The 24,345-nt window shown below is 41.1% G+C and carries 26 protein-coding genes; 4 read left to right on the forward strand and 22 right to left on the reverse strand.

Annotation, left to right across the window (positions count from 1 at the left end):
* Positions 1-85: 85 nt before the first annotated feature.
* Positions 86-1,585 carry a catalase KatX gene (gene katX / locus NST59_RS18995; protein WP_235354832.1) on the forward strand — a complete coding sequence of 500 codons (1,500 nt, stop codon included), beginning with the start codon at positions 86-88 and terminating at the stop codon, positions 1,583-1,585.
* Positions 1,586-1,634: 49 nt separating this feature from the next.
* Here katX and wrbA read toward each other — a convergent pair whose 3' ends face one another.
* From wrbA to NST59_RS19045, 10 genes are all read right to left on the reverse strand, one after another.
* Complete coding sequence (wrbA, locus tag NST59_RS19000; RefSeq protein ID WP_034283654.1) at positions 1,635-2,249, reverse strand: NAD(P)H:quinone oxidoreductase; 615 nt, start codon at positions 2,247-2,249, stop codon at positions 1,635-1,637.
* A 72-nt stretch (positions 2,250-2,321) separates the two neighbouring features.
* The gene (locus tag NST59_RS19005) at positions 2,322-2,930 is read right to left on the reverse strand and encodes an alpha/beta hydrolase (protein WP_039182909.1); all 609 of its coding nucleotides are present in this window, start codon (positions 2,928-2,930) and stop codon (positions 2,322-2,324) included.
* Positions 2,927-3,898 carry a ring-cleaving dioxygenase gene (locus NST59_RS19010; protein WP_039182911.1) on the reverse strand — a complete coding sequence of 324 codons (972 nt, stop codon included), beginning with the start codon at positions 3,896-3,898 and terminating at the stop codon, positions 2,927-2,929. Before NST59_RS19010 ends, NST59_RS19005 begins: the two co-directional genes overlap by 4 nt.
* 192 nt (positions 3,899-4,090) lie before the next feature.
* Positions 4,091-5,608, reverse strand: a complete 1,518-nt coding sequence (gene opuFB / locus NST59_RS19015; protein ID WP_126682586.1) for an osmoprotectant update ABC transporter permease/substrate-binding subunit OpuFB — start codon at positions 5,606-5,608, stop codon at positions 4,091-4,093.
* The gene (locus NST59_RS19020) at positions 5,601-6,566 is read right to left on the reverse strand and encodes an ABC transporter ATP-binding protein (RefSeq protein ID WP_144489683.1); all 966 of its coding nucleotides are present in this window, start codon (positions 6,564-6,566) and stop codon (positions 5,601-5,603) included. The genes opuFB and NST59_RS19020 overlap by 8 nt, the downstream gene beginning before the upstream one ends.
* Before the next feature lie 203 nt (positions 6,567-6,769).
* A complete protein-coding gene (gene rpsR / locus NST59_RS19025) occupies positions 6,770-7,009 on the reverse strand; it encodes a 30S ribosomal protein S18 (protein ID WP_008359105.1) in 240 nt (79 codons plus the stop codon).
* 40 nt (positions 7,010-7,049) lie between these two features.
* Entirely contained in the window at positions 7,050-7,592 is a 543-nt protein-coding gene (gene ssbA, locus NST59_RS19030; protein ID WP_007497456.1) for a single-stranded DNA-binding protein SsbA, read from the reverse strand.
* A gap of 36 nt (positions 7,593-7,628) precedes the next feature.
* Positions 7,629-7,916, reverse strand: coding sequence for a 30S ribosomal protein S6 (gene rpsF, locus NST59_RS19035; protein WP_024424058.1), 288 nt, complete (start codon positions 7,914-7,916; stop codon positions 7,629-7,631).
* Positions 7,917-8,024: 108 nt separating this feature from the next.
* On the reverse strand, positions 8,025-9,125 hold the full coding sequence (ychF, locus tag NST59_RS19040) for a redox-regulated ATPase YchF (protein WP_058837887.1): 1,101 nt from the start codon (positions 9,123-9,125) through the stop codon (positions 8,025-8,027).
* Positions 9,126-9,342: 217 nt separating this feature from the next.
* Complete coding sequence (locus NST59_RS19045; RefSeq protein WP_025093670.1) at positions 9,343-9,549, reverse strand: DUF951 domain-containing protein; 207 nt, start codon at positions 9,547-9,549, stop codon at positions 9,343-9,345.
* Between the two features lie 294 nt (positions 9,550-9,843).
* On the opposite strand from NST59_RS19045, the gene NST59_RS19050 reads away from it, so the two are divergent.
* Positions 9,844-11,163, forward strand: a complete 1,320-nt coding sequence (locus NST59_RS19050; RefSeq protein ID WP_144489682.1) for a hydrolase — start codon at positions 9,844-9,846, stop codon at positions 11,161-11,163.
* Between the two features lie 15 nt (positions 11,164-11,178).
* Positions 11,179-11,589: a hypothetical protein gene (locus NST59_RS19055; protein ID WP_039182926.1), complete on the forward strand. Its 411-nt coding sequence runs from the start codon at positions 11,179-11,181 to the stop codon at positions 11,587-11,589.
* Between the two features lie 25 nt (positions 11,590-11,614).
* Here the strand turns inward: NST59_RS19055 and NST59_RS19060 are convergent, their stop codons facing one another.
* A complete protein-coding gene (locus NST59_RS19060; protein ID WP_081258489.1) occupies positions 11,615-12,670 on the reverse strand; it encodes a YkvI family membrane protein in 1,056 nt (351 codons plus the stop codon).
* A 72-nt stretch (positions 12,671-12,742) separates the two neighbouring features.
* Between NST59_RS19060 and yyaC the strand changes: the two genes are divergently transcribed.
* A complete protein-coding gene (yyaC, locus tag NST59_RS19065) occupies positions 12,743-13,369 on the forward strand; it encodes a spore protease YyaC (protein ID WP_058837885.1) in 627 nt (208 codons plus the stop codon).
* 25 nt (positions 13,370-13,394) lie between these two features.
* On the opposite strand, the gene NST59_RS19070 is transcribed toward yyaC, so the two are convergent.
* The 11 genes from NST59_RS19070 to rpmH form a co-directional block, all read right to left on the reverse strand.
* Complete coding sequence (locus NST59_RS19070) at positions 13,395-14,249, reverse strand: ParB/RepB/Spo0J family partition protein (RefSeq protein ID WP_024424064.1); 855 nt, start codon at positions 14,247-14,249, stop codon at positions 13,395-13,397.
* Positions 14,242-15,003: a sporulation initiation inhibitor protein Soj gene (gene soj, locus NST59_RS19075; RefSeq protein ID WP_008360890.1), complete on the reverse strand. Its 762-nt coding sequence runs from the start codon at positions 15,001-15,003 to the stop codon at positions 14,242-14,244. Before soj ends, NST59_RS19070 begins: the two co-directional genes overlap by 8 nt.
* A 235-nt stretch (positions 15,004-15,238) precedes the next feature.
* On the reverse strand, positions 15,239-16,066 hold the full coding sequence (locus NST59_RS19080; protein ID WP_106025640.1) for an orthopoxovirus pf05708 family protein: 828 nt from the start codon (positions 16,064-16,066) through the stop codon (positions 15,239-15,241).
* A gap of 127 nt (positions 16,067-16,193) precedes the next feature.
* A complete protein-coding gene (gene noc, locus NST59_RS19085) occupies positions 16,194-17,069 on the reverse strand; it encodes a nucleoid occlusion protein (RefSeq protein WP_039182930.1) in 876 nt (291 codons plus the stop codon).
* 105 nt (positions 17,070-17,174) lie between these two features.
* Complete coding sequence (gene rsmG, locus NST59_RS19090) at positions 17,175-17,894, reverse strand: 16S rRNA (guanine(527)-N(7))-methyltransferase RsmG (protein WP_024424068.1); 720 nt, start codon at positions 17,892-17,894, stop codon at positions 17,175-17,177.
* A 13-nt stretch (positions 17,895-17,907) separates the two neighbouring features.
* Positions 17,908-19,794: a tRNA uridine-5-carboxymethylaminomethyl(34) synthesis enzyme MnmG gene (mnmG, locus tag NST59_RS19095; protein ID WP_039182934.1), complete on the reverse strand. Its 1,887-nt coding sequence runs from the start codon at positions 19,792-19,794 to the stop codon at positions 17,908-17,910.
* A gap of 17 nt (positions 19,795-19,811) precedes the next feature.
* Complete coding sequence (gene mnmE, locus NST59_RS19100) at positions 19,812-21,191, reverse strand: tRNA uridine-5-carboxymethylaminomethyl(34) synthesis GTPase MnmE (RefSeq protein WP_039182936.1); 1,380 nt, start codon at positions 21,189-21,191, stop codon at positions 19,812-19,814.
* A gap of 401 nt (positions 21,192-21,592) precedes the next feature.
* Complete coding sequence (jag, locus tag NST59_RS19105) at positions 21,593-22,216, reverse strand: RNA-binding cell elongation regulator Jag/EloR (protein ID WP_039182938.1); 624 nt, start codon at positions 22,214-22,216, stop codon at positions 21,593-21,595.
* Positions 22,213-22,995 (reverse strand): YidC family membrane integrase SpoIIIJ, encoded by a 783-nt coding sequence (gene spoIIIJ, locus NST59_RS19110; RefSeq protein ID WP_087976621.1) that lies wholly within the window; start codon positions 22,993-22,995, stop codon positions 22,213-22,215. Before spoIIIJ ends, jag begins: the two co-directional genes overlap by 4 nt.
* A gap of 157 nt (positions 22,996-23,152) precedes the next feature.
* Positions 23,153-23,512: a ribonuclease P protein component gene (gene rnpA, locus NST59_RS19115; protein ID WP_008360906.1), complete on the reverse strand. Its 360-nt coding sequence runs from the start codon at positions 23,510-23,512 to the stop codon at positions 23,153-23,155.
* A 78-nt stretch (positions 23,513-23,590) separates the two neighbouring features.
* The gene (rpmH, locus tag NST59_RS19120; protein WP_073208224.1) at positions 23,591-23,725 is read right to left on the reverse strand and encodes a 50S ribosomal protein L34; all 135 of its coding nucleotides are present in this window, start codon (positions 23,723-23,725) and stop codon (positions 23,591-23,593) included.
* Positions 23,726-24,345 lie beyond the last annotated feature (620 nt).

Here is a 24,345-nt window from a genome sequence, read left to right on the forward strand (position 1 = left end):
AGAAGATCAACAGCCTAAACCATCTTCAGAGTCAGAAGAAACCTTAACGAATCGGCAAGGTCATCCCGTCACAGACAATCAAAATATGAGAACTGTTGGGAATAGAGGACCCACTACACTTGAAAACTACGATTTCCTAGAGAAAATCAGTCATTTTGATCGTGAACGCATCCCTGAACGTGTTGTGCATGCACGTGGTGCCGGAGCTCACGGTTATTTTGAAGCCTATGGAACATTCGGCGATGAACCGATCTCCACCTATACGAGAGCGAAATTGTTTCAGGAGAAAGGAAAAAAAACGCCTGTTTTCGTTCGTTTTTCTTCTGTGATTCACGGCGGGCATTCGCCAGAAACATTACGCGATCCGAGAGGGTTTGCAATTAAATTTTATACAGAAGAAGGCAACTGGGATCTCGTGGGGAACAACCTGAAAATTTTCTTTATCCGTGATGCTTTAAAATTCCCTGATTTGGTTCATGCCTTTAAACCAGACCCCGTCACCAATCGTCAGGACGGCGAGCGTATCTTTGATTTTGTCTCACAATCACCTGAAGCGACGCATATGGTGACATTTCTCTTTTCACCGTGGGGCATCCCAGCAACATACCGGCATATGCAAGGCTCAGGTGTCCATGCGTACAAATGGGTGAATCATGAAGGAAAAGCGGTGCTGGTTAAATATCATTTTGAACCGAAACAAGGCATTCGCAATCTGACCCAAGAACAGGCGCAAGCGATTCAGGGAGAAAATTTTAACCATGCCACACAGGATTTATATGAAGCCATTGAGCAAGGAGATTATCCTGAATGGGAGGTATATGCACAGATCATGGAAGATGATGCCCACCCTCACCTCGACTTTGACCCGCTTGATCCGACAAAGCTTTGGTACAAGGATGACTATCCATGGAAACCAATCGGACGGATGGTATTAAACAAAAATCCAGAAAACTATTTCGCAGAAGTCGAGCAGGTTGCCTTTGGGACTGGTGTACTCGTAGATGGTTTGGATTTCTCAGATGATAAATTGCTTCAAGGCCGTACCTTCTCCTACTCTGACACACAGCGATATCGTGTAGGACCAAACTATTTACAGCTGCCGATCAATGCACCGAAAAAGCAAGTCGCCACCAATCAGAGAGACGGCCAAATGGAATACCATGTCGATCAAGGCAAAGGGCAAAATCCCCATGTGAATTATGAACCATCGATCCTCGGGGGATTAAAAGAAGCCAAACAGGATGGAAAGGATCATACGCCTTTTGTAGAGGGTGAAGTCAAACGAGAAGCCATTGACCGCCCAAACAACTTCGGACAAGCGGGAGAAACGTATCGCCGTTTTAATGATTGGGAGCGAGAGGAACTGATTAAGAACTTAGTCAACACCCTTGCGACATGTCAAAAGGACATTCAAGACCAAATGATCGAAAACTTTACAAAAGCAGACCCTGATTACGGAAAGCGTGTCGCTGACGGTTTAAAAGCCTTTAAACAAGAGCAGCCAAGCGGACCTATCGGCTCTACAGGCGCTGCTCAAGCCGTGGACGAAGCCATCAACAACAGCACACCATCAGATCCTTATTAATGAAAAAAAGAATGCAGCGGCGAGGCTGCATTCTTTTTGTATACATCTATTAAGCGTTTTGACCTTTTTTGATCCATTCTGCCACATTCACTGTACGTTTTGCCTGATGTTTCACAGCTGCTTCTGCATCCTCTTGGATTTTTCCATTTTGGTCAACGGTCACACTCACACCGTAAGGGTTGCCCCCTGCACCGTATAAGGAATCATCTGTGTATCCAGGAGCGGCAATAATTGCTCCCCAGTGGAACATTGTCGTATAAAGGCTGAGAACCGTCTGCTCCTGTCCGCCATTTGCATTTTGAGCTGAAGTCATCGCACTGACTGCTTTGTTTGCCAATTTACCTTGGAACCACAAGCCGCCTGTCGTATCTAAGAACTGCTTCATTTGAGCTGGCAGGTTACCGAAACGTGTCGGCATGCTAAAGATGATGGCATCTGCCCACTCTAAATCACTTAATTGAACCTCTGGCACATCCTTTGTTTCGTCTAAATGTGCTTTCCATGCTGGATTTGAAGCTACAACTGCTTCTGGTGCCAATTCAGCAACCTTTAATACTTTAACTTCTGCGCCAGCTTCTTTTGCTCCAGCTTCAGCCCATTTCGCCATCTGATAGTTTGTACCTGTTGAACTATAATAAATAATCGCTAATTTTACGTTTTCCATTTGATCCATCTCCTTTTGTTTGTTTTGCCCAAAAAGCTTCTGTAAAAATCCCACCTGTATTCCCCACCTTATTTAAAATTGACGACGATACCATAAAGCCGCAGCATCGACTTCTTCTCTCGTTAACTGATGTCCGCGATTTTCCCAATGAAGTGTAACCGATGCGCCTGCACCCTGCAGCAATTGCTCCAGCTCCTGCGATTCCTCTGGACGGCACATTGGGTCATTTTCACCAGCTGCTATAAAGACTTGTTTCCCCGCTAATGAAGGCAATGAAACCCCGCGTCTTGGAACCATTGGGTGATGCAGGATGGCTCCTTTTAAAGCATCCCCATAATGGAATAACAAGCTTCCAGCAATGTTTGCCCCATTGGAATATCCGATAGCCACCACATTGTGACGATCAAACCCATATTCATCGGCTGCTTCTCCGATAAATGTATACAGCTCCTCTGTACGAGCAATCAAATCCTGCTCATCAAATACGCCCTCTGCCAAACGTCTGAAAAACCGCGGCATGCCGTTTTCTAATACATTCCCTCTCACACTAAGAACAGATGCGTCAGGATCTACTATCTGTGCAAGCGGCAATAAATCTTCTTCCGTCCCGCCAGTTCCATGCAGTAATAGCAGAACAGGTCTTTGTTCATTCTTTCCTTTTCGAAAAAGATGCTTCATCATGAATCTCCTTTCCCTTTAACTTCTCTCACTTCAATTGGCAGTACAATTTGTTCAATCTGACTGCGCTGCGCCTCATATTGCGGTGGCAGTTTCAATGCTTCACCCATTGTTTCCACTGATTCGTCATGTGCAAACCCTGGAGGATCAGTGGCAATCTCAAATAATATGCCCCCAAGTTCTCTAAAATAAATGGCATTGAAGTAATTTCGGTCTTGCACAGGTGTCACTTGATACCCACTTTGTGCAATATGCCTTTGCCAATCTAATTGGTCTTGATCATCTGTTGCTCTCCATGCAATATGGTGCACAACTCCAACACCCATACGTCCTCGTGGAACAGGTGTGATGTTCACATCAATGACATTGCCTATTTCGCCAAACGAACGGAATCTCACATAGTCTCCTTCTGCTCCGACTCTTTCAAGTCCCATCGTTTGCTCTAGCAGCTGCATCGTTTGTTCCGGCTGCGAAGTTAATAAAACAGCTCCGCCAAAACCTTTAATCGCTACATCTGGTGTGACACCGTTAAATGTCCACTCGTTTTGCTTTCCTTCCGCACGCTCTACTAGCTCAATCAATAAGCCGTGTGGATCTTCAAATGAGAGAAAAGCTTCACCAAAACGTTCAACCATTTCATAAGAAACATTAAACTGCTCAAGACGATCCTTCCAGAAAGAGAAAGCGCCTGTCGGTACGACATATGTCGTCACGCCCACTTGACCTGCACCAATTTGACCTTTTTGTGCTCCCGGCCAAGGGAAAAATGTAATAATGGTCCCTGGAGAGCCGCCTTCATTTCCAAAATATAAATGATATGTGCCCGGATCATCAAAATTCACGGTCTTCTTCACGAGACGAAGCCCTAAAACACCTGCATAAAAATCAACGTTCTCCTGAGGATGACCCACAATAGCTGTAATATGGTGAATTCCTTCTGTTTTTTTCACTTCTAATGACCTCCTAATCATGAAGTAATAAACCTCTATTCATTATGTCTTTACTGACGTCTTTATATTATCTCGAATTCGAGATATTAAATCAAAAAAATATATTTATCTCGAATTAAGGATATGATGTTTTTAAGTAAATGTCAATGATTTTTGTTTTTTCTTTTAAAAAAGCAGAGCTGCTTTGCCATAAACAGCCCTGCTTTGCCTTGATTATTGCAGCAATTTTTTCTTTTTTAAATAGGCTTTCGCTACCTGAAATGCATCCTTCCCCTTCACATTGACTTCATAATTCATTTCTCTCATCTCATCGTCTGTGATTTGACCCGCAAGTTTATTGAGAGAGGTCTCAATCTCAGGGAATTCAGTTAATGTCTCCTGCCTGAGCAGCGGTGCTCCTTGATATGGCGGGAAAACATGCTGATCATCATCAAGCACCTTTAATTTGTATTGTCTCAATTCACTATCTGTCGAATACGCATCGACCAAATTGATATCTCCTTTCCGAATTGCTCGATAACGAAGCTTTGGCTCCATCGTCACGACATCATCAAAAGAAAATTGATAGGCTTTTTGAATGCCGCGATACCCATCCTGACGATCAGAAAACTCTAAGGTGAATCCAGCTTTTATACGGTTTTTGATCTTACCTAGATCTGAAATGTTGGACACCTTATATTGATCAGCCAGTGACTGCGGCACGGCTAAAGCATACGTATTGTTGTATGACATGGGCTCAAGAAGGCGGAGCTGAAAGGATGTTTCCAATCCGCGTCGAGCTTGCTCATACACTTTTCTTTTATCTGTGCTTTTTGCTGTTTCCTTGAGGAATTCAGAAATCGCTGTACCCGTAAACTCAGGATAAATGTCAATATCACCAGAGCGTAAAGCCTGGAAAACAAAGGACGTCTTACCAAGACCGGGCTTCAGGTTCACTTGAATATCTGTATCCTGTTCAATTAAAAGCTTATACATCGAGATCAAAATCTCAGGCTCTGAACCTAACTTTCCGCCAATGGTGATTTCTTTCTTTTCTTGCTGAAACAGCACGGGGGAAGCGACAACTGCTCCTGCAATCAGAGCAAAAACAGTCACAGAGATCACCGTCTTTTTAAAGGAAATCTTCTCAAAGGTTCGCAGCACCACATCAAATAAGAGTGCGAGTAAGGCAGCTGGTATCGCGCCAATGACAATGAGCGACATATCATTTCGATCAATTCCCAGCAGGATTAAGCTTCCTAATCCCCCAGCCCCGATCAGTGCTGCCAGAGTGGCGGTTCCCACAATGAGAACCATCCCGGTTCGGATACCCGCCATGATTACTGGCATCGCAAGAGGGAGCTCCACCTTTAATAACCGTTTGCGATGATTCATCCCCATAGCAAGCGCCGCTTCTCTCAGGGAAGGATCAACCTCCTGAATGCCTGTATATGTATTTCTTAAAATAGGGAGTAAGGCATAGACCACAAGCGCAATAATCGCAGGCACTTGCCCAATCCCCACGAGAGGAATCAGCAAGCCAAGCAGTGCGAGCGACGGAATTGTTTGCAAGACAGCCGTCACCCCGATGACCCACTCCGCTAGCTTTGGAACCCTTGTTAAATAGATACCTAATGGAATGGCAATCAAAATCGCTAAAAATAAAGCAATAAAAGAAATTTGAATATGCTCAAGTAAGGCGTGTCCCAATTGTTCTTTTCGTTCCCATAACACATGGGTCCAATCATTCATGTGAATCGCCCCTCTCTCTAGGAGAATCAGCTAAAAACTGAATCACTGCTTGACGGTTCACTAGACCTATCCGATCTCCATTCTTTTCTACAGCCAATTCCTCGTGCCTTGCCAATTGAGATAAGACTTCATCCAGTGTGGCATGTGCTGAGACCGCCTCATAGGATAAAAGAGCTTCGTGAGCCATCGGTTGCGCCAAGGTTTCCAGCTCAAATGCTTGATGTCCTACATGATGGGCAGCCCCTGAGACAAACTCCTGTACAAAGGCATTGGCTGGTTGCTGAACCAATTCCTCAGGACGTCCGATCTGCACTACTTTTCCTTCATTCATCACACAAATTCGATCACCCAGCTTCATAGCTTCCTGCATATCATGCGTCACAAAAACAATGGTTTTTTGAATACGACGCTGCAAATCGAGCAGATCATCCTGCAATTTCTCCCTCGTTAGTGGATCTAACGCACTAAAAGGCTCATCCATCAGGACAATCTCAGGATCAGCTGCAAGTGCCCGTGCCACACCGACACGCTGCTGCTGGCCACCAGAAAGCTCTGCTGGCTTTCGATGACGATACTTAGCAGGATCAAGCCCGACCATCAACATGAGTTCATCGACACGCTGATTGGTCTCATTCCGGCTCCATTGTTTAAGCTCTGGCACCACAGCAATATTTTCTTCTATGGTCATATGAGGAAAAAGCGCAATTTGCTGCAAAACATAACCGATATCCCAGCGCAGCTCATACATATCATAATCACTTATTTTTTGACCTTTTATGTAAATCTCACCTTCTGTTGAAGAAATGAGACGATTGATCATTTTCAATGTCGTCGTTTTCCCGCTGCCACTAGGTCCAATCAATACAAAAAACTCACCTTGCTGAATCTCCAAATCAACAGATTGAACGGCATAGCGCTCATCAGAAAATTGCATCGATACCTTTTTAAATTCAATCATCTTCCCACGCCCTGACTGCAATTATTTTCTAGACTACCAATATGACAGATCAACCTCATATTTGTATAGAATAAACTGTCACTTTAACATACTTCCCCTCGGTTGACTGCAAAAAACAGTTCTAGCAAAAATAGATGAGGTTCTTAGTGAGGCAAATAAAAAAAGCGAAGAGCTCGGGGCTCTCCGCTTTTTAAGTCAACGACTTACTCACCAGTAACGTATGGAAGTAATGCCATTTGACGTGATCTTTTGATCGCTAATGTCAATTTACGTTGATACTTAGCGCTAGTTCCTGTTACACGACGAGGTAAAATTTTACCACGCTCAGAAACAAACTTTCTAAGAAGATCAACATCTTTGTAATCGATGTGCGTGATACCGTTAGAAGTAAAGAAACATACTTTACGACGTTTCGCACGACCGCCTCTGCGTCCACCTGCCATTTGTTTTCACACCTTTCCTTTAGTCATTTTTTCAGATCAATTAGAATGGCAAATCATCATCGGAGATGTCAATCGGTTTACCATCGTTCGCAAATGGGTCATCATTGAAGCTATTTCCCTGATTACGATTTTGGTTGTTTTGATTGCCATATGGATTTTGACTTGGTTCATTTCCAAATGGATTCTGATCGTTTTGGCTGCCGCCATAATACTGGCCTCCGCTATTGCCACCGCCGCTGTATCCACCTGAACCAGCACCGCCGCTCTTAGGCTCAAGAAATTGAACACTTTCAGCTTGAACTTCTGTCACGAAGACACGCTGTCCTTGCTGATTTTCATAGTTTCTTGTCTGCAAACGACCGTCTACACCGGCAAGACTTCCTTTTTTCAAGAAATTAGCCACGTTCTCGGCTTGTCTTCTCCAAGTAACACAGTTAATGAAATCGGCTTCACGCTCTCCAGATTGATTCGTAAACGTACGATTCACAGCTAGAGTAAACGTGGCTACAGCCGCACCATTAGGCGTGTAGCGAAGCTCAGGGTCTTTTGTTAGTCTTCCGACCAATACAACACGGTTTAGCATATTGAAAGACCACCTTTAAATATATATTTCAATGATTTATACTTCTTCTTTAACAACAATGTGGCGAATGATATCGTCACTGATCTTAGCTAAGCGGTCAAATTCTTGAACTGCTGCAGCGTCAGATTGAACGTTTACGATTTGGTAGAAACCGTCACGGAAATCGTTGATTTCGTATGCAAGACGACGTTTACCCCAATCCTTTGTTCCAGTGATCTCCGCACCGTTAGAAGTTAACACGTTATTGAAACGCTCGATAACTGCTTTTTTAGCCTCATCGTCAACTGTTGGGCGGATGATGTACATAACTTCGTACTTTCTCATCTGATTGCACCTCCTTTTGGTCTAAGCGGCCCTAAACGGGCAAGGAGCAATAAATTATATTACTCACAATTGTATATTATAACAAATCACTTGGCCTATGACAAGAACCTATACGTTAAAACGGAAATGAATGACGTCTCCATCTTTCACTACATATTCTTTACCTTCTAGACGAACTTTCCCTGCTTCTTTAGCAGCAGACATGCTTCCGCCAGCTAGTAAATCCTCATACGCAACCGTTTCAGCACGAATAAATCCACGCTCGAAGTCTGTGTGGATGATTCCAGCACATTCTGGCGCTTTCATTCCTTTTTTAAATGTCCAAGCACGTACCTCTTGCTCACCTGCTGTGAAATACGTAGCTAATCCTAGAAGAGAATAAGATGCTCTAATTAGCTGATCAAGCCCAGACTCATTAATACCAAGCTCTTCAAGGAACATTTGCTTCTCTTCTCCTTCAAGCTCTGCAATTTCAGACTCGATCTTCGCACAAACGACGATGACTTCAGCGTTTTCACCAGAAGCAAACTCACGGATTTGCTGCACATATTCGTTGCCGTCATGATCCGCTACTTCATCCTCACTCACGTTTGCTACATAAAGAACTGGTTTAGATGTGAGTAAATGGAGCTGTTTCACAAGCTTTTGCTGCTCATCTGTAAATTCTACAGATCTTGCCGATTTCCCAGCTTCAAACGCGGTCATTAGCTTCGACAAAATCTCAAATTCAGCTACTGCTTCCTTGTCCTTTTGTTTTGCAAGCTTGCTCACACGAGCTAAACGCTTTTCAACTGTTTCTAAATCAGCCAAAATCAATTCGAGATTAATCGTTTCAATATCTGCAACAGGATCAACCTTACCAGCTACGTGTGTAATGTTATCGTCTGCAAAAGCTCTGACCACGTGACAAATCGCATCTACTTGACGAATATGAGAAAGGAATTTATTCCCTAAACCTTCACCTTTAGATGCACCTTTGACAATACCCGCAATATCAGTGAATTCGAAAGCAGTGGGAACTGTCTTTTTCGGCTGCACCAATTCTGTTAGCTTTTGTAAACGCTCGTCTGGAACTTCTACAATTCCGACGTTTGGATCAATGGTACAAAACGGATAGTTAGCAGACTCCGCTCCAGCCTGTGTAATTGCATTAAATAGCGTTGACTTCCCGACGTTAGGTAAGCCAACAATACCAGCTGTTAAAGCCATTCTTTCATCTCCTCTATATCAAACGTGCTCGTTATACTGCGTAATATGAACCTAGAGCAATTATAAGTAGGTTTACATGAAAAGACAAGCTAACCATCATGCATTTTCAATAGAAGAAACATCGTCAAAAAGAATAAATCAATGCTTCAAAACGGGAAATTGCACCTGGCTTTGCTGTAAAAAAGACAAATTTAATAAAAAAAAGCATGAGGCCTACTTACGCAGTTGGCTCCTCATGCTTGACGAGAATTTTCTTCATTTTTCGTTCAAAATCTCTTCTTGGGATCATCACGCTGTGTCCACAGCCTTCACATTTAATACGGATATCCATGCCCAAACGAATGACCTTCCACCGATTGGCACCACATGGATGGGGCTTTTTCATTTCAACAACATCATGTAACCCAAACACTTTGTCTGCCATCAGCCTTCACCTCTCTTGCTCACTTCATTGCATCTATTGTACAAAAAAACGGCGATGGAGGGCAATGCACAAAACAAAGAGTCTCTTTCAATCGTTCATCCTATTCTTTTTTAAAGAAAAAACCCTTCTTTTAGATCATTTTATTTGTGACCAATAGTTACTTAAATTCCGCTTTTTTTCAATATTGTCACAAACACTGTAGGTCAAAAGGTTTTTATTGGTAGAACGCGGTGGTTTTTCCATATTTTTTGATTTATGATATCTGCATAAATGTTATGTGAGGGAGCAGGTACGATGGTCAATCGAAAGGATAGATTAACTGATAAAGAATATAAAATCATATCCGATCATGCTGGAAATATCGACAATTACCAGCAGCACCATACGATAGAAATAGGTCAGCAAACACTCACTGTCCACGATTTTCTAAAAATCGATCAAAAATTATATGGTTTAACGATGCAGCCGGAACAATCAGACGAATTCATTGTCGCTTTTCACTGTCCGCTGCCACATCAAATGACGGTGACATCTAAGCAAGATGTACACAACGCTGCACAGTCATTGCTCAAAACAGATTATGCCTATCCAATTGAAAGAAAGTCCCTTGACAGCAATCAAGAACATGTCTTTTTTAAAGGGAAGGAATACATAGAGAAAGTCTGTCAGAAGCATCCGAATGCAGGTATACATCTCACTGGACAAGCACTTGCCGGTGCTGTTTGTGCTTATGTTGCAACAGAACAGCCAGCTGTCAAAAAAGCCGTCACTTTTGACAGCCCAAATATATGGAGCAGTCTATCGCCTTCGATTCAGCAAAAGGCGCAGCAAGGTCAATATACACACATGTTGACTGAATATATTCAGCCTAGTCATTACGTCGGTTTACTCAATCGTCATGATCAAGGGGTTGGACAAGTCAAGTACACCGTACCGCCAAAGCAGCAAGGCTCAGTCCAAGAATCCGTTAAATACAAAAAAAGAGAAATAGACACCTTTTTAAAATCAGCTTTTGCATCTATGAATATAGAATGGAACGAATCCTTTGATACAAATGCTTTTTTAGCTCTCGTTTCAGGAGAATTTAAAGAAAATGGATATTCATTCCATCCGAATGGATCTGCCCGTATTTTAGATGAACAGCTGGATCATAATACAAGTTTTACAGCCATGCTGCTGCAAGAAATTCATTCTGGACGTGCATATGCACAAAGCGGACTTGAAATTATCATAAAATCCCATTTATTGAAAAATTCATCCTATGATCTGCAAAGTATTATTGAACATGAAGTACACACTGTATTTGAAAAAATCGATGGAATTGATGAAAGCGTAAAAGACGCCGTTCATCATGTAAAACAAGAGCTCAAAGGACTCGTCGGCTTTGGCCACTATGATTTATTAAGTCATAGTGATGTGGAAGCACTCGTAGAGGAAGTGAGAATGGAACAGACCCATTCCTCCTTTTATTCACACGAAAAACAACTGAATGCCTTGTACACCCTGAGAGATTACGAACAAGAGCTTTCTACCCTTTCAAGACATATGTACACAATGGGTGATGACTACGCCAAGGCAGATAGACGCCTTGCGGTGCAAATGGGTATTCATTAAGAAAGGAGTCATCGCATGATCAATCAAAATAAACCTCCTAGTGACGCCCAGCGTTTCTTGCAAAATGTGAGTGCCCGCCGCTCCATGTCTGTATTTGAAAATCAATCGGCACCACACACACAAACACAGTCTCCTGAAGAAATTGCCGCCATTCAGGCCATGCGCAGAGAAGGCCAGCGTAAGGATTTAAAACGGCTGCTCAAAATGCGGCTGCACGACGAATTAGCAAATACACGCGTGCACTTGGAGTATCAGTTGGCTAAAACAGAAGACATGATAAACCAGACGACCATTGTCAAACAACACATTTCCCAGCATTTAAAGGGACAGGCCATTTCTGAATTAGAGGATCGCCTCCAGCGTCTTAAACAAATGCCTGTCTACGATGACATCAAAGAAGCTATTGATTCAATTCAGATCAAATAAGCACAGCTCTTAAAAAGAGAGGTGCTTATTTTATTTTATCAATATAATTTTTAGGGCGAGAAAATATCTTTTTACTTAAAATCGGATACAGCATTAAACAGACGAGCAAATAAAGATTCAACAAACTATAAATTGGATACAAGAAAGCAATCAAATCAGCAAATCCAAGAGATGTTAAAGGTGCCATCAAAAGAAGCATTACCAATACAACCAGCCAGCGGGGTATTCGTACAAAAGAAAGCATCCGGCTGGATAATCCAAATAAACCTGCTGCCGTCGTCGTATAAATGGCTAGACAAAGGACAACCGTCATAAACACAAACAAAGACGCCGGCGCCCCTTCTAATACTGTAAACAAAGGAATTCCCTCTGCTGAAAGGCTTCCAGAAATATCAACCAGTATTTCGTTATACACATACGAGATGACACCAAAAATGAGACCGCTTAATATACTCGCCACTTTGGCTTCCCCAAGCCCCTTCATTTCTTTCCCAACCGAAGACAGCACTGCCACAACGGATAATATATTCAAAGAAGCAAAGACAATGCTGGCAGGCCAATTGTACTGCTGTCCAAAATCAATCCGCCACATATGATCATGGTTCATATAATAAAAAACAAACGCATAGATGAGCCCTGCCACCAAAATTGGTATAATGAAAGCATTCACAGATAAAAGCCCTTTCACATCCCAGAAAAAAATCATAAACGAAAACAAACAGAACGCGCCGATGCCAATCCAAAAAGGCACATGATACATCTCAAGAGTCACCCCGCCGCCGGCAATCATGACCGTCGTTGTCGTGAATAAATAAAGGACAATTAACACGTCATACACCTTAGCCAGCCATGGACCGACAAGCCGCTCCAGCACTGGCACAAAGTGATCGGCACGCACCTCATAACTGATTTTTAACACCACATAGGTAGACAGCATAAACATCAATGTAAACAGTAGAATGGCTAGTCCGCTATCAATGCCAAAAAACTGCCAAATTTCCTGGCCGGAAGCATATCCCGCTCCTATTAAGCTTCCTAAAATTAAAAGCGTCCACCTTGAACCAGCCTTCCACACAATCATCACCTCATAGGTATAGAATTAAGCTTGTTTCCGTATACTGTTACTAACTACTATGACAAGGAAGTGAGACCTATGAATAGCAAGAACGGTCTTTTTTTTAGAAATAGGGTGAAAGAATACGTGTCCCATACGGATACAAATGCCATTCAACAGCTTAAAAGTATTTTATTCTCGCATCTTCAGAAAGCAGGAAAAAGACCCGTTGCCATCGTTTGTATTGGAACAGACCGCTCAACCGGCGACTCTCTAGGTCCACTTGTTGGTACAAAGCTTTCAGGTCTGAATTTGAAAAAGCTTCATGTATATGGAACACTCTCTGATCCAGTGCATGCAGTCAATTTAAAAGAAAAACTCGCTGAAATTGAACAAGCTCATAAACACCCGTTTATTGTAGCGGTTGATGCCTGTTTAGGAAGAGTGAAAAGTGTCGGTTCCTTCCAAATTGGAGATGGACCGTTAAAGCCCGGGGCTGGTGTGCAAAAAGAACTGCCAGAGGTAGGAGATATTCATATTAATGGAATCGTCAATGTGAGTGGTTTCATGGAATACTTCGTTCTCCAAAACACACGTCTTCATCTAGTCATGTCTATGGCCAATACACTTTCTGAAAGTCTATCTCACATTGACCAAATGGATTGGACAAGAGAAAAAAGCCGGTCTCTTTTCACCCCTATTCAAAATATCACTGGGCGAATATAAAAAAGACCATCCTGTATCAAGATGGTCACTCTGATGATTCCCTCGTAGAAAGCAATTCAAGGATTCTTTCTAAATCTTCATTGGAGAGAAATTCAATCTCAATTTTCCCTTTTTTCTTCTGTTTCTTGATCGTCACGGAAGTACCAAAGTAGTTCTGTAAGAAAGACTCTCTTTCTTTCAACACTCGATCCTTTGGTGCTTCTTTTTTCTTTGTTTCACGTGGAACATTTTCGTTTAACTGCTGCACAAGCTTCTCAACCTGGCGTACGTTTAATCCCTCATCCACGATTTTCTTTACTAAAGGCGCAAGCTTCTTTTTGTTTTTTAAGCTAAGCAATGTCCGGCCATGTCCCATTGATAACGTTCCATTTGCAATCAGCTTTTGTATGTCATCCGGTAAAGTCAACAGACGGAGATGGTTCGCAATATGCGGTCTGCTTTTCCCTAATCGCTTCGCTAATTCCTCTTGCGTCACACTTAGATGATCCAGCAAGGAAGCATACGCTTCGGCTTCCTCTAGTGGAGATAGATCCTCGCGCTGCAGGTTTTCTAAAAGGGCAATTTCTCTCATCAGCGTTTCTGAAAACTCTCGAACGATCGCAGGAATTGTTGTCAGACCAGCTTGTTGTGCCGCTCGAAAACGGCGCTCCCCTGCTACAATGTCATATCCTTTAATCGATTTACGAACAATGATTGGCTGTAAAACACCGTGCTGCTGAATCGATTCTTTCAGATCAGACAACGCATCATCATCAAACGTTTTCCTTGGCTGATACGGATTCGGGCGCAAATCCTTTAGTTTGATTTCTTCAACCGTTTCTTCATTTGAGTCTACGTTGTTAAATAGTGCATTAATACCCTTTCCAAGACCTTTAGCCATTCGCATCCACTTCCTTTGCTAAGTCTAAATAGACATCTGCACCTCTTGAACGTGGATCATACAAGATAATCGGCTTTCCATGACTTGGCGCTTCACTCAGCCTCACATTTCTAGGAATCACGGTTTGATAGACTTTATCTCTAAAGTACTTCTTCACTTCTTCGATAACCTGAATCCCAAGATTTGTTCTGGCATCAAGCATTGTCAGTAAGACACCTTCAATGGCTAAATCGGTATTTAAATGTTTCTGCACGAGACGAACTGTGTTTAACAATTGGCTCAATCCTTCAAGCGCATAATATTCGCACTGAACTGGTATTAAAACGGAATCAGAGGCAGTTAACGCATTAATCGTCAGTAGTCCAAGTGATGGCGGGCAGTCAATAATCATATAATCATAATTCTGCTTAACAGATTCAAGTGCTCTCTTCAGCCTCACTTCACGTGAGATTGTAGGCACAAGCTCTATTTCAGCCCCTGCAAGCTGTATCGTCGCAGGAATGACATCAAGATTCTCGACCTCTGTCGTCTTAATCACATCAAGAACATCTGCATCATCAACTAAAATATCGTACACACACTTCTCTACGTCGGCCTTCTCAATCCCAATACCACTCGTGGCATTGCCCTGCGGATCAATATCAACTAACAACACTCGTTTGCCTATGTATGCTAAACACGCACCCAAATTAACAGAAGTTGTCGTCTTCCCGACGCCGCCCTTCTGGTTGGTAATCGCTATGATTTTTCCCACGATGTCACCCACTTTCAACTTAACAAGTTTCTCATTCATTCATACTTCCTATTCTATCAAAAAAAGTATGAAACGTTTGCTTTTTTTGTTTCCCTATTATAAATTCGTCGGTGAATGTGCCTTTTCGTACATAAAAGGATGAATGAAAACACACCCAAAAAGTATATCGATATAGCTTTTTCAAGAAATAGACATGCTCAAAACCCTCACTTTCATCAAAAGTGAGGGTCACATGTCAAAAGTTTAATTCACCTATTTTACGGCCTTCACTCACAATGACCTTAGGAGTTACTGTTTTATAGCTTTTCTTTTTTAAAAATCCGTAGGGTGTCTTAATGGTAAAGTTCGCATGTCCCAATGCGTCCCCTGTTTTGCCATAGGCCTGCCACACAATCTTTGAACAATAAGTCGGATCCAGTGATTGAATGGACATGGTGATCGAGTAGCGAGCCTTCGGATGACCTTTCACATAATCGTGTGCCCATTCTCCTGCTAAATCTGCCTTTTCCTCTTGATTAATCCGAATTACCTTTGTATTGGCACTATAGCGAAACCAGTTATGAATGGAATCTAGTTGCGGATGCTGCCGTAACCCTGGAATAGAAGCATAGCTTTTCTCATTAATGACGATACCTGCATGTCCAACCAACCCCTTCACAGCATCAGTGGTTGTCACCAAAATATCTCCTTTTTTAGGGATAATATCGGTACCAGGATACGGCTTTCCTAAAAGGAGCTTGAGGGTGTGCGGCTTCTCATCCGTCACCAGCTCATCCTGCTTATTTTGTCGTAATCCATAGTTCTTCAAATCATCGTCAGCTGTAATCAAGTCGATCGAATCGTCGGAAGACACATAGTCTTGATTGAATTGCTGTACAGTCACATCTTTAGAAACAGCACCTTGCTCCTTCAGAACGTTCAATTCTTCGTTGGTCATCAAACTTTCATCCGCATGATGAGCCGTTGACGATTTCACAGCGTATATTGTCGCTTCATTTGAAAAAAGAGAAAAAGAAAATAGTAAATAACAAATAATGGCGAAAGTAGTCTTCTTCATTTTCATCAAGTAGTTGTCACCTCCTTTACACTTCTAAAATCATATTTTACCAATTTATAAATATAATGTATATTGAATGTGTGCTAGAAATAAGACAAAAAAAAGCTGACGAGTGGCGCTCATCAGCTTTTTTCTATTTAGGGATTCGAATTGTTAATTGGATATATTCCTCAAACTCTTCTTCCTCGGTATTTATCTTAAGTCCGCTGTCTTCTACCATGTGGAGAGACTGACGAATGGTATTCATCGCAATTCGTGTATCACGACTAAACGCCTTACGTTTTGGCTTCGGTTTGCGATCTGTTTTTTGTTCAAGCATCTTCACTACACGCTCTTCAGTCTGTTTCACATTCAACTGCTTTTCGATGATTTCCTGCAATAGCGCGATTTGTAATTCTGGAAGCTTTAGGGGCACAAGTGAACGTGCATGCCTTTCAGAGATTTTTTTCTCTAAAATGGCTTGTTGTACCTCTTCAGGCAACTTTAAAAGTCTTAATTTGTTTGCAACAGTTGATTGTCCCTTGCCTAAACGCTGAGCAAGCGCCTCTTGTGTTAAATCATGGAGCTCTAAAAGACGTGCATAAGCATGAGCCTCCTCAATAGCAGACAGCTCTTCTCTTTGCAAATTTTCAATCAATGCCACAGATGCCGTTTCCGTATCAGTAAAATCTTTTATAATAGCGGGGATTTTCTCCCATTGAAGAGTCTGTACCGCTCTCCAACGTCTTTCGCCGGCGATCAGTTCATATTTTCCTTCTTCTTCTGTTGGTCTAACAACAATCGGTTGGATAATGCCATGGGTATGAATCGTCGTGGCCAGCTCTTGTATCTTTTCTTCTGAAAAAATGGTGCGTGGCTGAAAACGGTTTGGCATAATTGTGTCGACCGGGAGCTCCTGTATCTCTTCCTTTAATGTATCATGCTCAGCAATCTCTGCCTCTATTTCGGTTTCACGCTCAGGATGTTCTTTGTCACCAAGCCCGAAGAAGCGTGAGAGTGAATGCTTCATGAACCTACACCACCTTTAAAAACTACCTTTTTATAATTCTATTTTCTCATGTTTTTTCCTTCTGTAAAATCATAAATATTGAAGAAAAACCGACCTTTTACATGATCAACCTTCTATTGGTGATTTATTAGGTGTTCCTGGTTTTCTAGGATATTTTTTTGGTGTTTGCTTTTTCTTTTCAATGACAATGATGTTCCGTTCGCTTTCTTCTAAAGGCAGAACAAAGGAATGCTTCTCAACAACCTCTCCTCCGAGGACTGTGACGGCTTTTTTCCCTGCTTGCATTTCTTCGTCAGCGGCAGATGCTTTTAAGGCAACAAACAATCCTTCCTTTTTCACTAGAGGCAGACAAAGTTCGCTCAAGACAGATAAACGTGCAACTGCTCTAGCAGTGACAAGATCATAGCTTTCACGCTTTTCCTTACGTTGTCCAAACGTTTCCGCACGATCATGATAAAAAGTAGTATCTTGTAAGTTTAATCCTTTTGCTAACTCATTGAGAAACGTAATTCGTTTCTGAAGAGAATCAACAATGGTCACATGTAGATGAGGGAAACAAATTTTAAGAGGAATGCTTGGAAAACCAGCACCAGCTCCAATATCACAAATCGTCGTCACTTTGTGAAAATCAATAAAAAATGCTGCTGATATTGAATCATAAAAATGCTTTAAATACACTTCTTCCTTTTCAGTAATGGACGTTAAATTCATTTTCTCGTTCCATTCTACAAGCATGCGGAAGTAGGTTTCAAATTGTTCAAGCTGCACAGGAGAAAGAGTGATCCCTTTCTCCTCTAGTGCTGCTGTAAATTGTTCAATGTTCATGCCGACATCCTTTCTATTCTGCTATCTTCGCAATACGCCCCTGCTCTAAATATACTAAAAGGATAGAAATATCAGCAGGGTTAACGCCTGAAATACGAGAAGCCTGTGCAACAGAAAGCGGTCGGACTTCTTTCAGCTTTTGTTTCGCTTCAGTTGCAATTCCTTTGATGGCGTCATAATCAATTCGGTCAGGAATCTTTTTGTTCTCCATCTTTTTCAGTTTTTCAACTTGCTGGAGTGACTTTTCAATATAACCTTCGTATTTAATTTGAATCTCTACCTGCTCACACACATCAGAAGGAAGCGGTGTTTCAGCAGGAGCTAATTTCACAACAGATTCATAGTTCATTTCTGGACGCTTCATCAAATCGCTTGCACGAATACCGTCCTTCAGCTCACTTCCACCGAGTGAACGAATAAATTCTTGAGTCTCTGCTGTTGGTTTAATGATGACAGAATATAAACGTTTTTTCTCTGCTTCGATGGCTTCTTTTTTCTGCTGGAATGACTGGAATCTTTCTTCAGAAATTAATCCAATTTGATACCCAAGTTCAGTTAATCTTAAATCAGCATTGTCATGACGTAGAAGTAGACGATACTCAGCACGTGATGTCAAGAGACGGTACGGTTCATTTGTTCCTTTTGTGACAAGGTCATCGATGAGAACACCGATATATGCATCAGATCGGCTTAAAATGACTTCTTCTTTACCTAATGCTTTTCTTCCTGCATTAATACCTGCCATAATCCCTTGACCTGCTGCTTCCTCATAACCGGACGTACCATTAATTTGGCCGGCTGTATATAATCCAGAAATTTTCTTCGTCTCAAGTGTAGGCCACAATTGAGTAGGTACAATCGCATCATACTCGATGGCATAACCCGCTCTCATCATTTGTACATTCTCGAGTCCTGGGATGGTTGAAAGCATGCGCTGCTGTACATCCTCAGGAAGACTTGTAGACAATCCTTGAACATAAACTTCCTGTGTATTACGACCTTCTGGCTCTAAGAAAATTTGATGTCTCGGTTTATCATTGAAACGCACCACTTTATCTTCGATGGACGGGCAGTATCTAGGGCCAGTTCCTTTAATCATACCTGAATACATTGGAGAACGGTGTAGATTCTCATCAATTATTTGATGAGTCTCTAAACTCGTGTATGTTAGCCAGCATGGCAGCTGGTCAGTAATATATTCAACCGTTTCATAGGAGAATGCCCGCGGGACATCATCACCTGGTTGAATTTCTGTTTTACTATAGTCAATCGAGTGACTATTCACTCGAGGAGGTGTTCCTGTTTTAAAACGAACCAAATCAAATCCTAGTTCTGCTAAATGATCCGATAATTTAATAGAAGGCTGCTGGTTATTTGGACCGCTTGAATACGAAAGGTCTCCTAAAATAATGCGGCCTTTCAAGAAAGTCCCTGTTGTTAATACAACAGACTTCGCACGATAGTTCGCCCCTGTTTGAGTAACAACACCTTTACATTCATCATCTTCTACAATTAAATGATCTACCATACCTTGCAGCATTGTCAGGTTTGGTTCATTTTCCATTGTTTTTTTCATTTCATGCTGATATTGGAACTTATCTGCTTGCGCTCTTAACGCACGGACAGCAGGTCCTTTCCCCGTATTCAGCATGCGCATTTGAATATGCGTCTTATCTATATTTCGTGCCATTTCTCCGCCTAGAGCATCAATTTCTCTGACGACAATCCCTTTTGCGGGGCCGCCTACGGACGGATTACATGGCATAAAAGCAACCATATCGAGGTTGATAGTCAATACAAGTGTTTTGGCGCCCTGTCTTGCAGATGCAAGAGCAGCCTCAACTCCAGCATGACCGGCACCCACGACGATTACGTCATAATTGCCAGCTTCATAACCCATTTCTTATGTTCCTCCCTTTACTTTCCTAAACAGAATTGAGAGAATAACTGATCAATCAAGCTTTCATGAACAGCATCCCCAATAATTTCACCCAACTGTTCCCAGCAGCGTGTTAAATCTATTTGAACTATGTCGATCGGTACGTCCATTTCAATTCCTTCAAGAGCATCCTCAATTGATTGTTTTGCTGCCTGAAGGAGCGCAATATGCCTTGTGTTACTTACATACGTTAAATCTCCACTTTCAATTGAACCCGTGAAGAATAGTGATTGAATCGCAATTTCAAGCTCATCAATCCCCTTTTCTTGTAATAATGATGTCGTAACCACCGGACGATCCTTCGCTAACTGCTTGACCTTTTCGATATCAAGCTTAGGCTCAAGATCTGTCTTATTCACGATCACGATGATATCCATGCCTGAGACGGCCTCAAATAGTTTGATATCCTCTTCTGACAATTCCTCGCTATAATTGAGCACAAGTAAAATCAGGTCAGCTTCTTTTAAGACCTGTCTAGATCGTTCAACCCCTATACGCTCAACAATGTCCTCCGTCTCACGTATACCCGCAGTATCGACTAAACGAAGCGGTACACCTCTAACATTTACATATTCCTCAATGACATCTCTCGTTGTTCCAGGAATATCCGTTACAATCGCTTTTGTTTCCTGTACAAGACTATTCAACAAGGAAGACTTCCCAACATTCGGTCTTCCAATAATGACAGTGGATAAGCCCTCGCGAAGTATTTTCCCCTGCTGAGACGTCGTTAACAGTGACTCAATTTCCTTTTTCACTGATGTTGCCTTTTCAACTAAGACCCGATGCGTCATTTCTTCAACATCGTCATACTCAGGATAGTCAATATTGACTTCAACATGGGCCAAAGTTTCCAATATCTCGCCGCGAAGTCGTTTAATCAAACCGGAGAGGCGTCCCTCCATTTGAGTAATCGCTACATTCATCGCACGATCTGTCTTTGCGCGAATCAAATCCATTACCGCTTCAGCCTGTGAAAGATCAATTCTTCCATTTAAGAAAGCTCGTTTTGTAAACTCACCTGGCTCCGCTAATCTTGCTCCTTCTCTTAAAGCAAGCTGCAATACTTTATTGACCGTTACAATTCCGCCATGGCAGTTAATCTCAATAACGTCTTCTCTCGTAAATGTTTTTGGCGCTCTTAATACTGACACCATGACCTCTTCTATTACTTGCTCAGTGCTAGAATCCACAATATGACCATAATGAATCGTATGAGAATCCACCGATATAAGTTTTTTCTCCTTAGGACCTTTATACATCCGATCAGCAATCTGTACCGCATCAGGCCCGCTTAAACGAATAATCGCAATTGCTCCTTCACCCATCGGCGTAGAAATTGCTGCAATTGTATCCATCACTCATTCACCTCTTTCTCTACTGAATAAACAGTCTGTTATCTATTAAATGGACAATGTCCATCTCTATATCAAAAACGCTTAATCCAAAATTTAAAGATACCATAAATGAAAGCGAAGTGAAAGTATCCCATATCTAATTATCCACAGCTTTGCATCTTATCTATTTTAACACTTAACTTATCCACATGTGAATAACGACGTTTGAAACTTGTCTTCACATCTTACACCTAAATCCAATAAATTTAAACGCCCTGACCCCTTTACTTACTTGTTAAAATGGCGTTTTACACTCATATCTCACACTTAATTTTTAGAAATAAAGGATGAATCATCTATAAAAAGCAATTTTTCAATAAAAAAAGACTAAAATCCAGCTTTGCTGAATCTTAGCCTTTCTGCTATTTTTTATACAACACCACAACATGACGCTTGCTGCCTGTATCTTCAGATGCCGTTGCAAGTTCTTTAGAGAATGCAGCAATCGCATCATGGACAATTTTTCGTTCATTCGAAGGCATTGGTTCTAAATGAACCTTTCTCTTCGTTTTTAAAACCCGATTTGCTGTTTTGACGGCATATTGTTCAAGTGCTTCTTGTCGTTTCTTCCTATAATCGCCAATATCAATTGTTATATGATGATACTGATCAGAATAACGATTAAACACTAGCTGTACCAACGTTTCTAAAGAGTACAATGTTTGGCCTCTTTTTCCAATCATTAATGACGTTTTATCTCCATCAATGTGGAAAGAAATCTTTTTCGGTTCCTGTTTGGAAATAATCTTTGCTTTAGGATCAATAGACTTAACAATTTTATCTAAATACTGTGTAGCTAATTTAAGTGCATTTATCTTTTCTACTAACTTGACCACAGCTTGTCTTTTACCAAATAATCCTAAAAACCCTTTATTTCCTTCATCTACTATTGTGATTTCTACTTCTTCTTGTAGTAGCTGAATTTGTTTAAGTCCGGAATCTACTGCTTCTTCGATTGTGCGACCGACAGCAGTTATTTCCTTCATTTTTTATTCCCGCCAGCTTTTTCTTTTGTATCTACTTTTACTTGAGGTGTTTTAATCACCAATGTTTGAATGATCATGAAAATGTTACCTACAACCCAGTACAATGAAAGTGCTGCTGGGAAACTAATTGCAAACACAACGATCATAATCGGCATCACCCATAACATGATAGCCATTTGAGGGTTGTCCGAAGGATTTCCAGCCATCATCAGCTTTTGCTGAATGAAAGTAGCTACACCCGCAATAATTGGTAATAGGAACAATGGATCTGGGCTACCTAAGTCAAACCATAAGAATGTATGCTTTTTAATTTCTGCTGTTCTCATAATTGCATGATAGAAACCAATAAGGATTGGCATTTGAATTAAAATTGGGAAACAGCCTGCTAACGGATTGACGCCATTTTTTTGAAAAAGGGCCATTGTTTCCTGCTGAAGCTGCTGCTGTGTTTTTTGATCTTTAGAGCTATATTTTTCACGAAGCTTTTTCAATTCAGGCTGCAATGCTTGCATCGCTTTTGTACTTCTTAACTGTTTAATCATTAATGGTAAAATAAGCAAGCGAATTAGCAGTGTCACAATAATAATCGCTACACCATAGTTTTCACCAGTTAAGTTTGCCATGTACGTGATTAATTGAGATAGCGGGTAAACAATATAAGAATTCCAGAATCCCTTACTATCTGATGTAATTGGTTCATTGATCTGTGTACACCCTGCCAATAAAACCAATACGCCAATCAAGCTAAATATTAGTAATAATCGCCTTTTCAACAAGATTCCTCCCATTACTTCAAACTTTATTTAAGTTGGAATTGATTAAGAAAGTGACTCACCTAATCAGTATGGTAACATTTTTTCTTTGCAAAGTGGTGGTTTCATTTTAATTCACTAGATGAAGGAAGCGCTTTTAAAATTGATTCAACGAAAGTTTCTATTACGAAGACTTTTTCGGTTGTTGTTGATAAACAGCGGATTTTCTAAATAAATGTTGGAGAGACTTCTTTGTTTCTTCAAAGGTCAATTCACTCGCTGGTTTTCGTGCAATGACTATGTAGTCTTTTTCTTGCTTTAACTTATGACCTTCCTCTAAAAACACCTGACGGATCAGTCGTTTAATTCGGTTTCTTATCACTGCATTACCAATCTTCTTACTGACAGACAATCCTAAACGCAGTTCATCTTGATTTGGCTGATCCAGCTGGTAAATAACGAATTGGCGATTTGCCATTGATTGACCTTTTTTGAACACCTTTTGAAACTCTTCATTTTTTTTTAGCCTGTTTCGCTTCTTCATGTTTTCTTCCACTCCGATAAAAACTGACAGTTCATTTACGATTCTATGTAAAAAAGACCACTGACATTATTCAGTGGCCTAAGCTGATAATTTTTTTCTACCTTTGCTGCGGCGTCGCTTTAAAACTAGACGTCCGTTTTTAGTACTCATACGGCTGCGGAAGCCATGAACTTTACTACGCTTACGGTTATTTGGTTGAAACGTTCTTTTCATTTATGACACCTCCCTGAGGAATAGCTGTTTAAGACAGTCTAACTCATTATATTTGTGTAACCCATCGATTGTCAATATCAATGATAAAACTCTTATTATCAACCTTATAAGCATAACATAAGTTATCAAACGAAGAAACCTTCTTTTTTAGTTTCCAGCATTTTATTCTTTTTTTCCTCCTAAAAGACCTTCAAAACATGGATGTGGATATTTTTCCGGCATATTTAGACTATCCACACCCATTATCGACATTTTTTTCACACAAATAACCGATGTGGATAATTATTTTTCAACAGGATGTAAAGTGTGTGGATAAGTTTGTGACACCCATTGCACCATCTTGTTTATTTTGATATTATATTTGTGTTTTAACTCTTAATTACTTATCTGGCCCATTTATATTATCCACAAATTGTGGATAACCTGTGGAAAGTTATTACACAGCCTGTTGAATTGTTTATCCACAGCTTGTGTAATTTGTCGAAAAGACGTTTTTCTACTATATTAATTGTTTTCAACAATGTATGTGCACGAATGGTGATGACCATTTGCTCTTTTTCGTGTTCTATAACAGTTTGATACTGGTCATTTTAAAAAGAAAAGGAGGGGGGAGAGGCCTT

Origin of the sequence: Bacillus sp. FSL R5-0439, from assembly GCF_038008805.1 — a bacterium.
Classification (GTDB): domain Bacteria; phylum Bacillota; class Bacilli; order Bacillales; family Bacillaceae; genus Bacillus; species Bacillus safensis.

Excerpts from the sequence above, each read along its gene's own strand:
- katX (WP_235354832.1), top strand. The coding sequence starts at position 86 with ATGAGAACTGTTGGGAATAGAGGACCCACTACACTTGAAAACTACGAT.
- wrbA (WP_034283654.1), bottom strand. The coding sequence starts at position 2,249 with ATGGAAAACGTAAAATTAGCGATTATTTATTATAGTTCAACAGGTACA.
- NST59_RS19005 (WP_039182909.1), bottom strand. The coding sequence starts at position 2,930 with ATGATGAAGCATCTTTTTCGAAAAGGAAAGAATGAACAAAGACCTGTT.
- NST59_RS19010 (WP_039182911.1), bottom strand. The coding sequence starts at position 3,898 with ATGATTAGGAGGTCATTAGAAGTGAAAAAAACAGAAGGAATTCACCAT.
- opuFB (WP_126682586.1), bottom strand. The coding sequence starts at position 5,608 with ATGAATGATTGGACCCATGTGTTATGGGAACGAAAAGAACAATTGGGA.
- NST59_RS19020 (WP_144489683.1), bottom strand. The coding sequence starts at position 6,566 with ATGATTGAATTTAAAAAGGTATCGATGCAATTTTCTGATGAGCGCTAT.
- rpsR (WP_008359105.1), bottom strand. The coding sequence starts at position 7,009 with ATGGCAGGTGGACGCAGAGGCGGTCGTGCGAAACGTCGTAAAGTATGT.
- ssbA (WP_007497456.1), bottom strand. The coding sequence starts at position 7,592 with ATGCTAAACCGTGTTGTATTGGTCGGAAGACTAACAAAAGACCCTGAG.
- rpsF (WP_024424058.1), bottom strand. The coding sequence starts at position 7,916 with ATGAGAAAGTACGAAGTTATGTACATCATCCGCCCAACAGTTGACGAT.
- ychF (WP_058837887.1), bottom strand. The coding sequence starts at position 9,125 with ATGGCTTTAACAGCTGGTATTGTTGGCTTACCTAACGTCGGGAAGTCA.
- NST59_RS19045 (WP_025093670.1), bottom strand. The coding sequence starts at position 9,549 with ATGGCAGACAAAGTGTTTGGGTTACATGATGTTGTTGAAATGAAAAAG.
- NST59_RS19050 (WP_144489682.1), top strand. The coding sequence starts at position 9,844 with ATGGTCAATCGAAAGGATAGATTAACTGATAAAGAATATAAAATCATA.
- NST59_RS19055 (WP_039182926.1), top strand. The coding sequence starts at position 11,179 with ATGATCAATCAAAATAAACCTCCTAGTGACGCCCAGCGTTTCTTGCAA.
- NST59_RS19060 (WP_081258489.1), bottom strand. The coding sequence starts at position 12,670 with ATGATTGTGTGGAAGGCTGGTTCAAGGTGGACGCTTTTAATTTTAGGA.
- yyaC (WP_058837885.1), top strand. The coding sequence starts at position 12,743 with ATGAATAGCAAGAACGGTCTTTTTTTTAGAAATAGGGTGAAAGAATAC.
- NST59_RS19070 (WP_024424064.1), bottom strand. The coding sequence starts at position 14,249 with ATGGCTAAAGGTCTTGGAAAGGGTATTAATGCACTATTTAACAACGTA.
- NST59_RS19080 (WP_106025640.1), bottom strand. The coding sequence starts at position 16,066 with ATGAAAATGAAGAAGACTACTTTCGCCATTATTTGTTATTTACTATTT.
- noc (WP_039182930.1), bottom strand. The coding sequence starts at position 17,069 with ATGAAGCATTCACTCTCACGCTTCTTCGGGCTTGGTGACAAAGAACAT.
- rsmG (WP_024424068.1), bottom strand. The coding sequence starts at position 17,894 with ATGAACATTGAACAATTTACAGCAGCACTAGAGGAGAAAGGGATCACT.
- mnmG (WP_039182934.1), bottom strand. The coding sequence starts at position 19,794 with ATGGGTTATGAAGCTGGCAATTATGACGTAATCGTCGTGGGTGCCGGT.
- mnmE (WP_039182936.1), bottom strand. The coding sequence starts at position 21,191 with ATGGATACAATTGCAGCAATTTCTACGCCGATGGGTGAAGGAGCAATT.
- jag (WP_039182938.1), bottom strand. The coding sequence starts at position 22,216 with ATGAAGGAAATAACTGCTGTCGGTCGCACAATCGAAGAAGCAGTAGAT.
- rnpA (WP_008360906.1), bottom strand. The coding sequence starts at position 23,512 with ATGAAGAAGCGAAACAGGCTAAAAAAAAATGAAGAGTTTCAAAAGGTG.
- rpmH (WP_073208224.1), bottom strand. The coding sequence starts at position 23,725 with ATGAAAAGAACGTTTCAACCAAATAACCGTAAGCGTAGTAAAGTTCAT.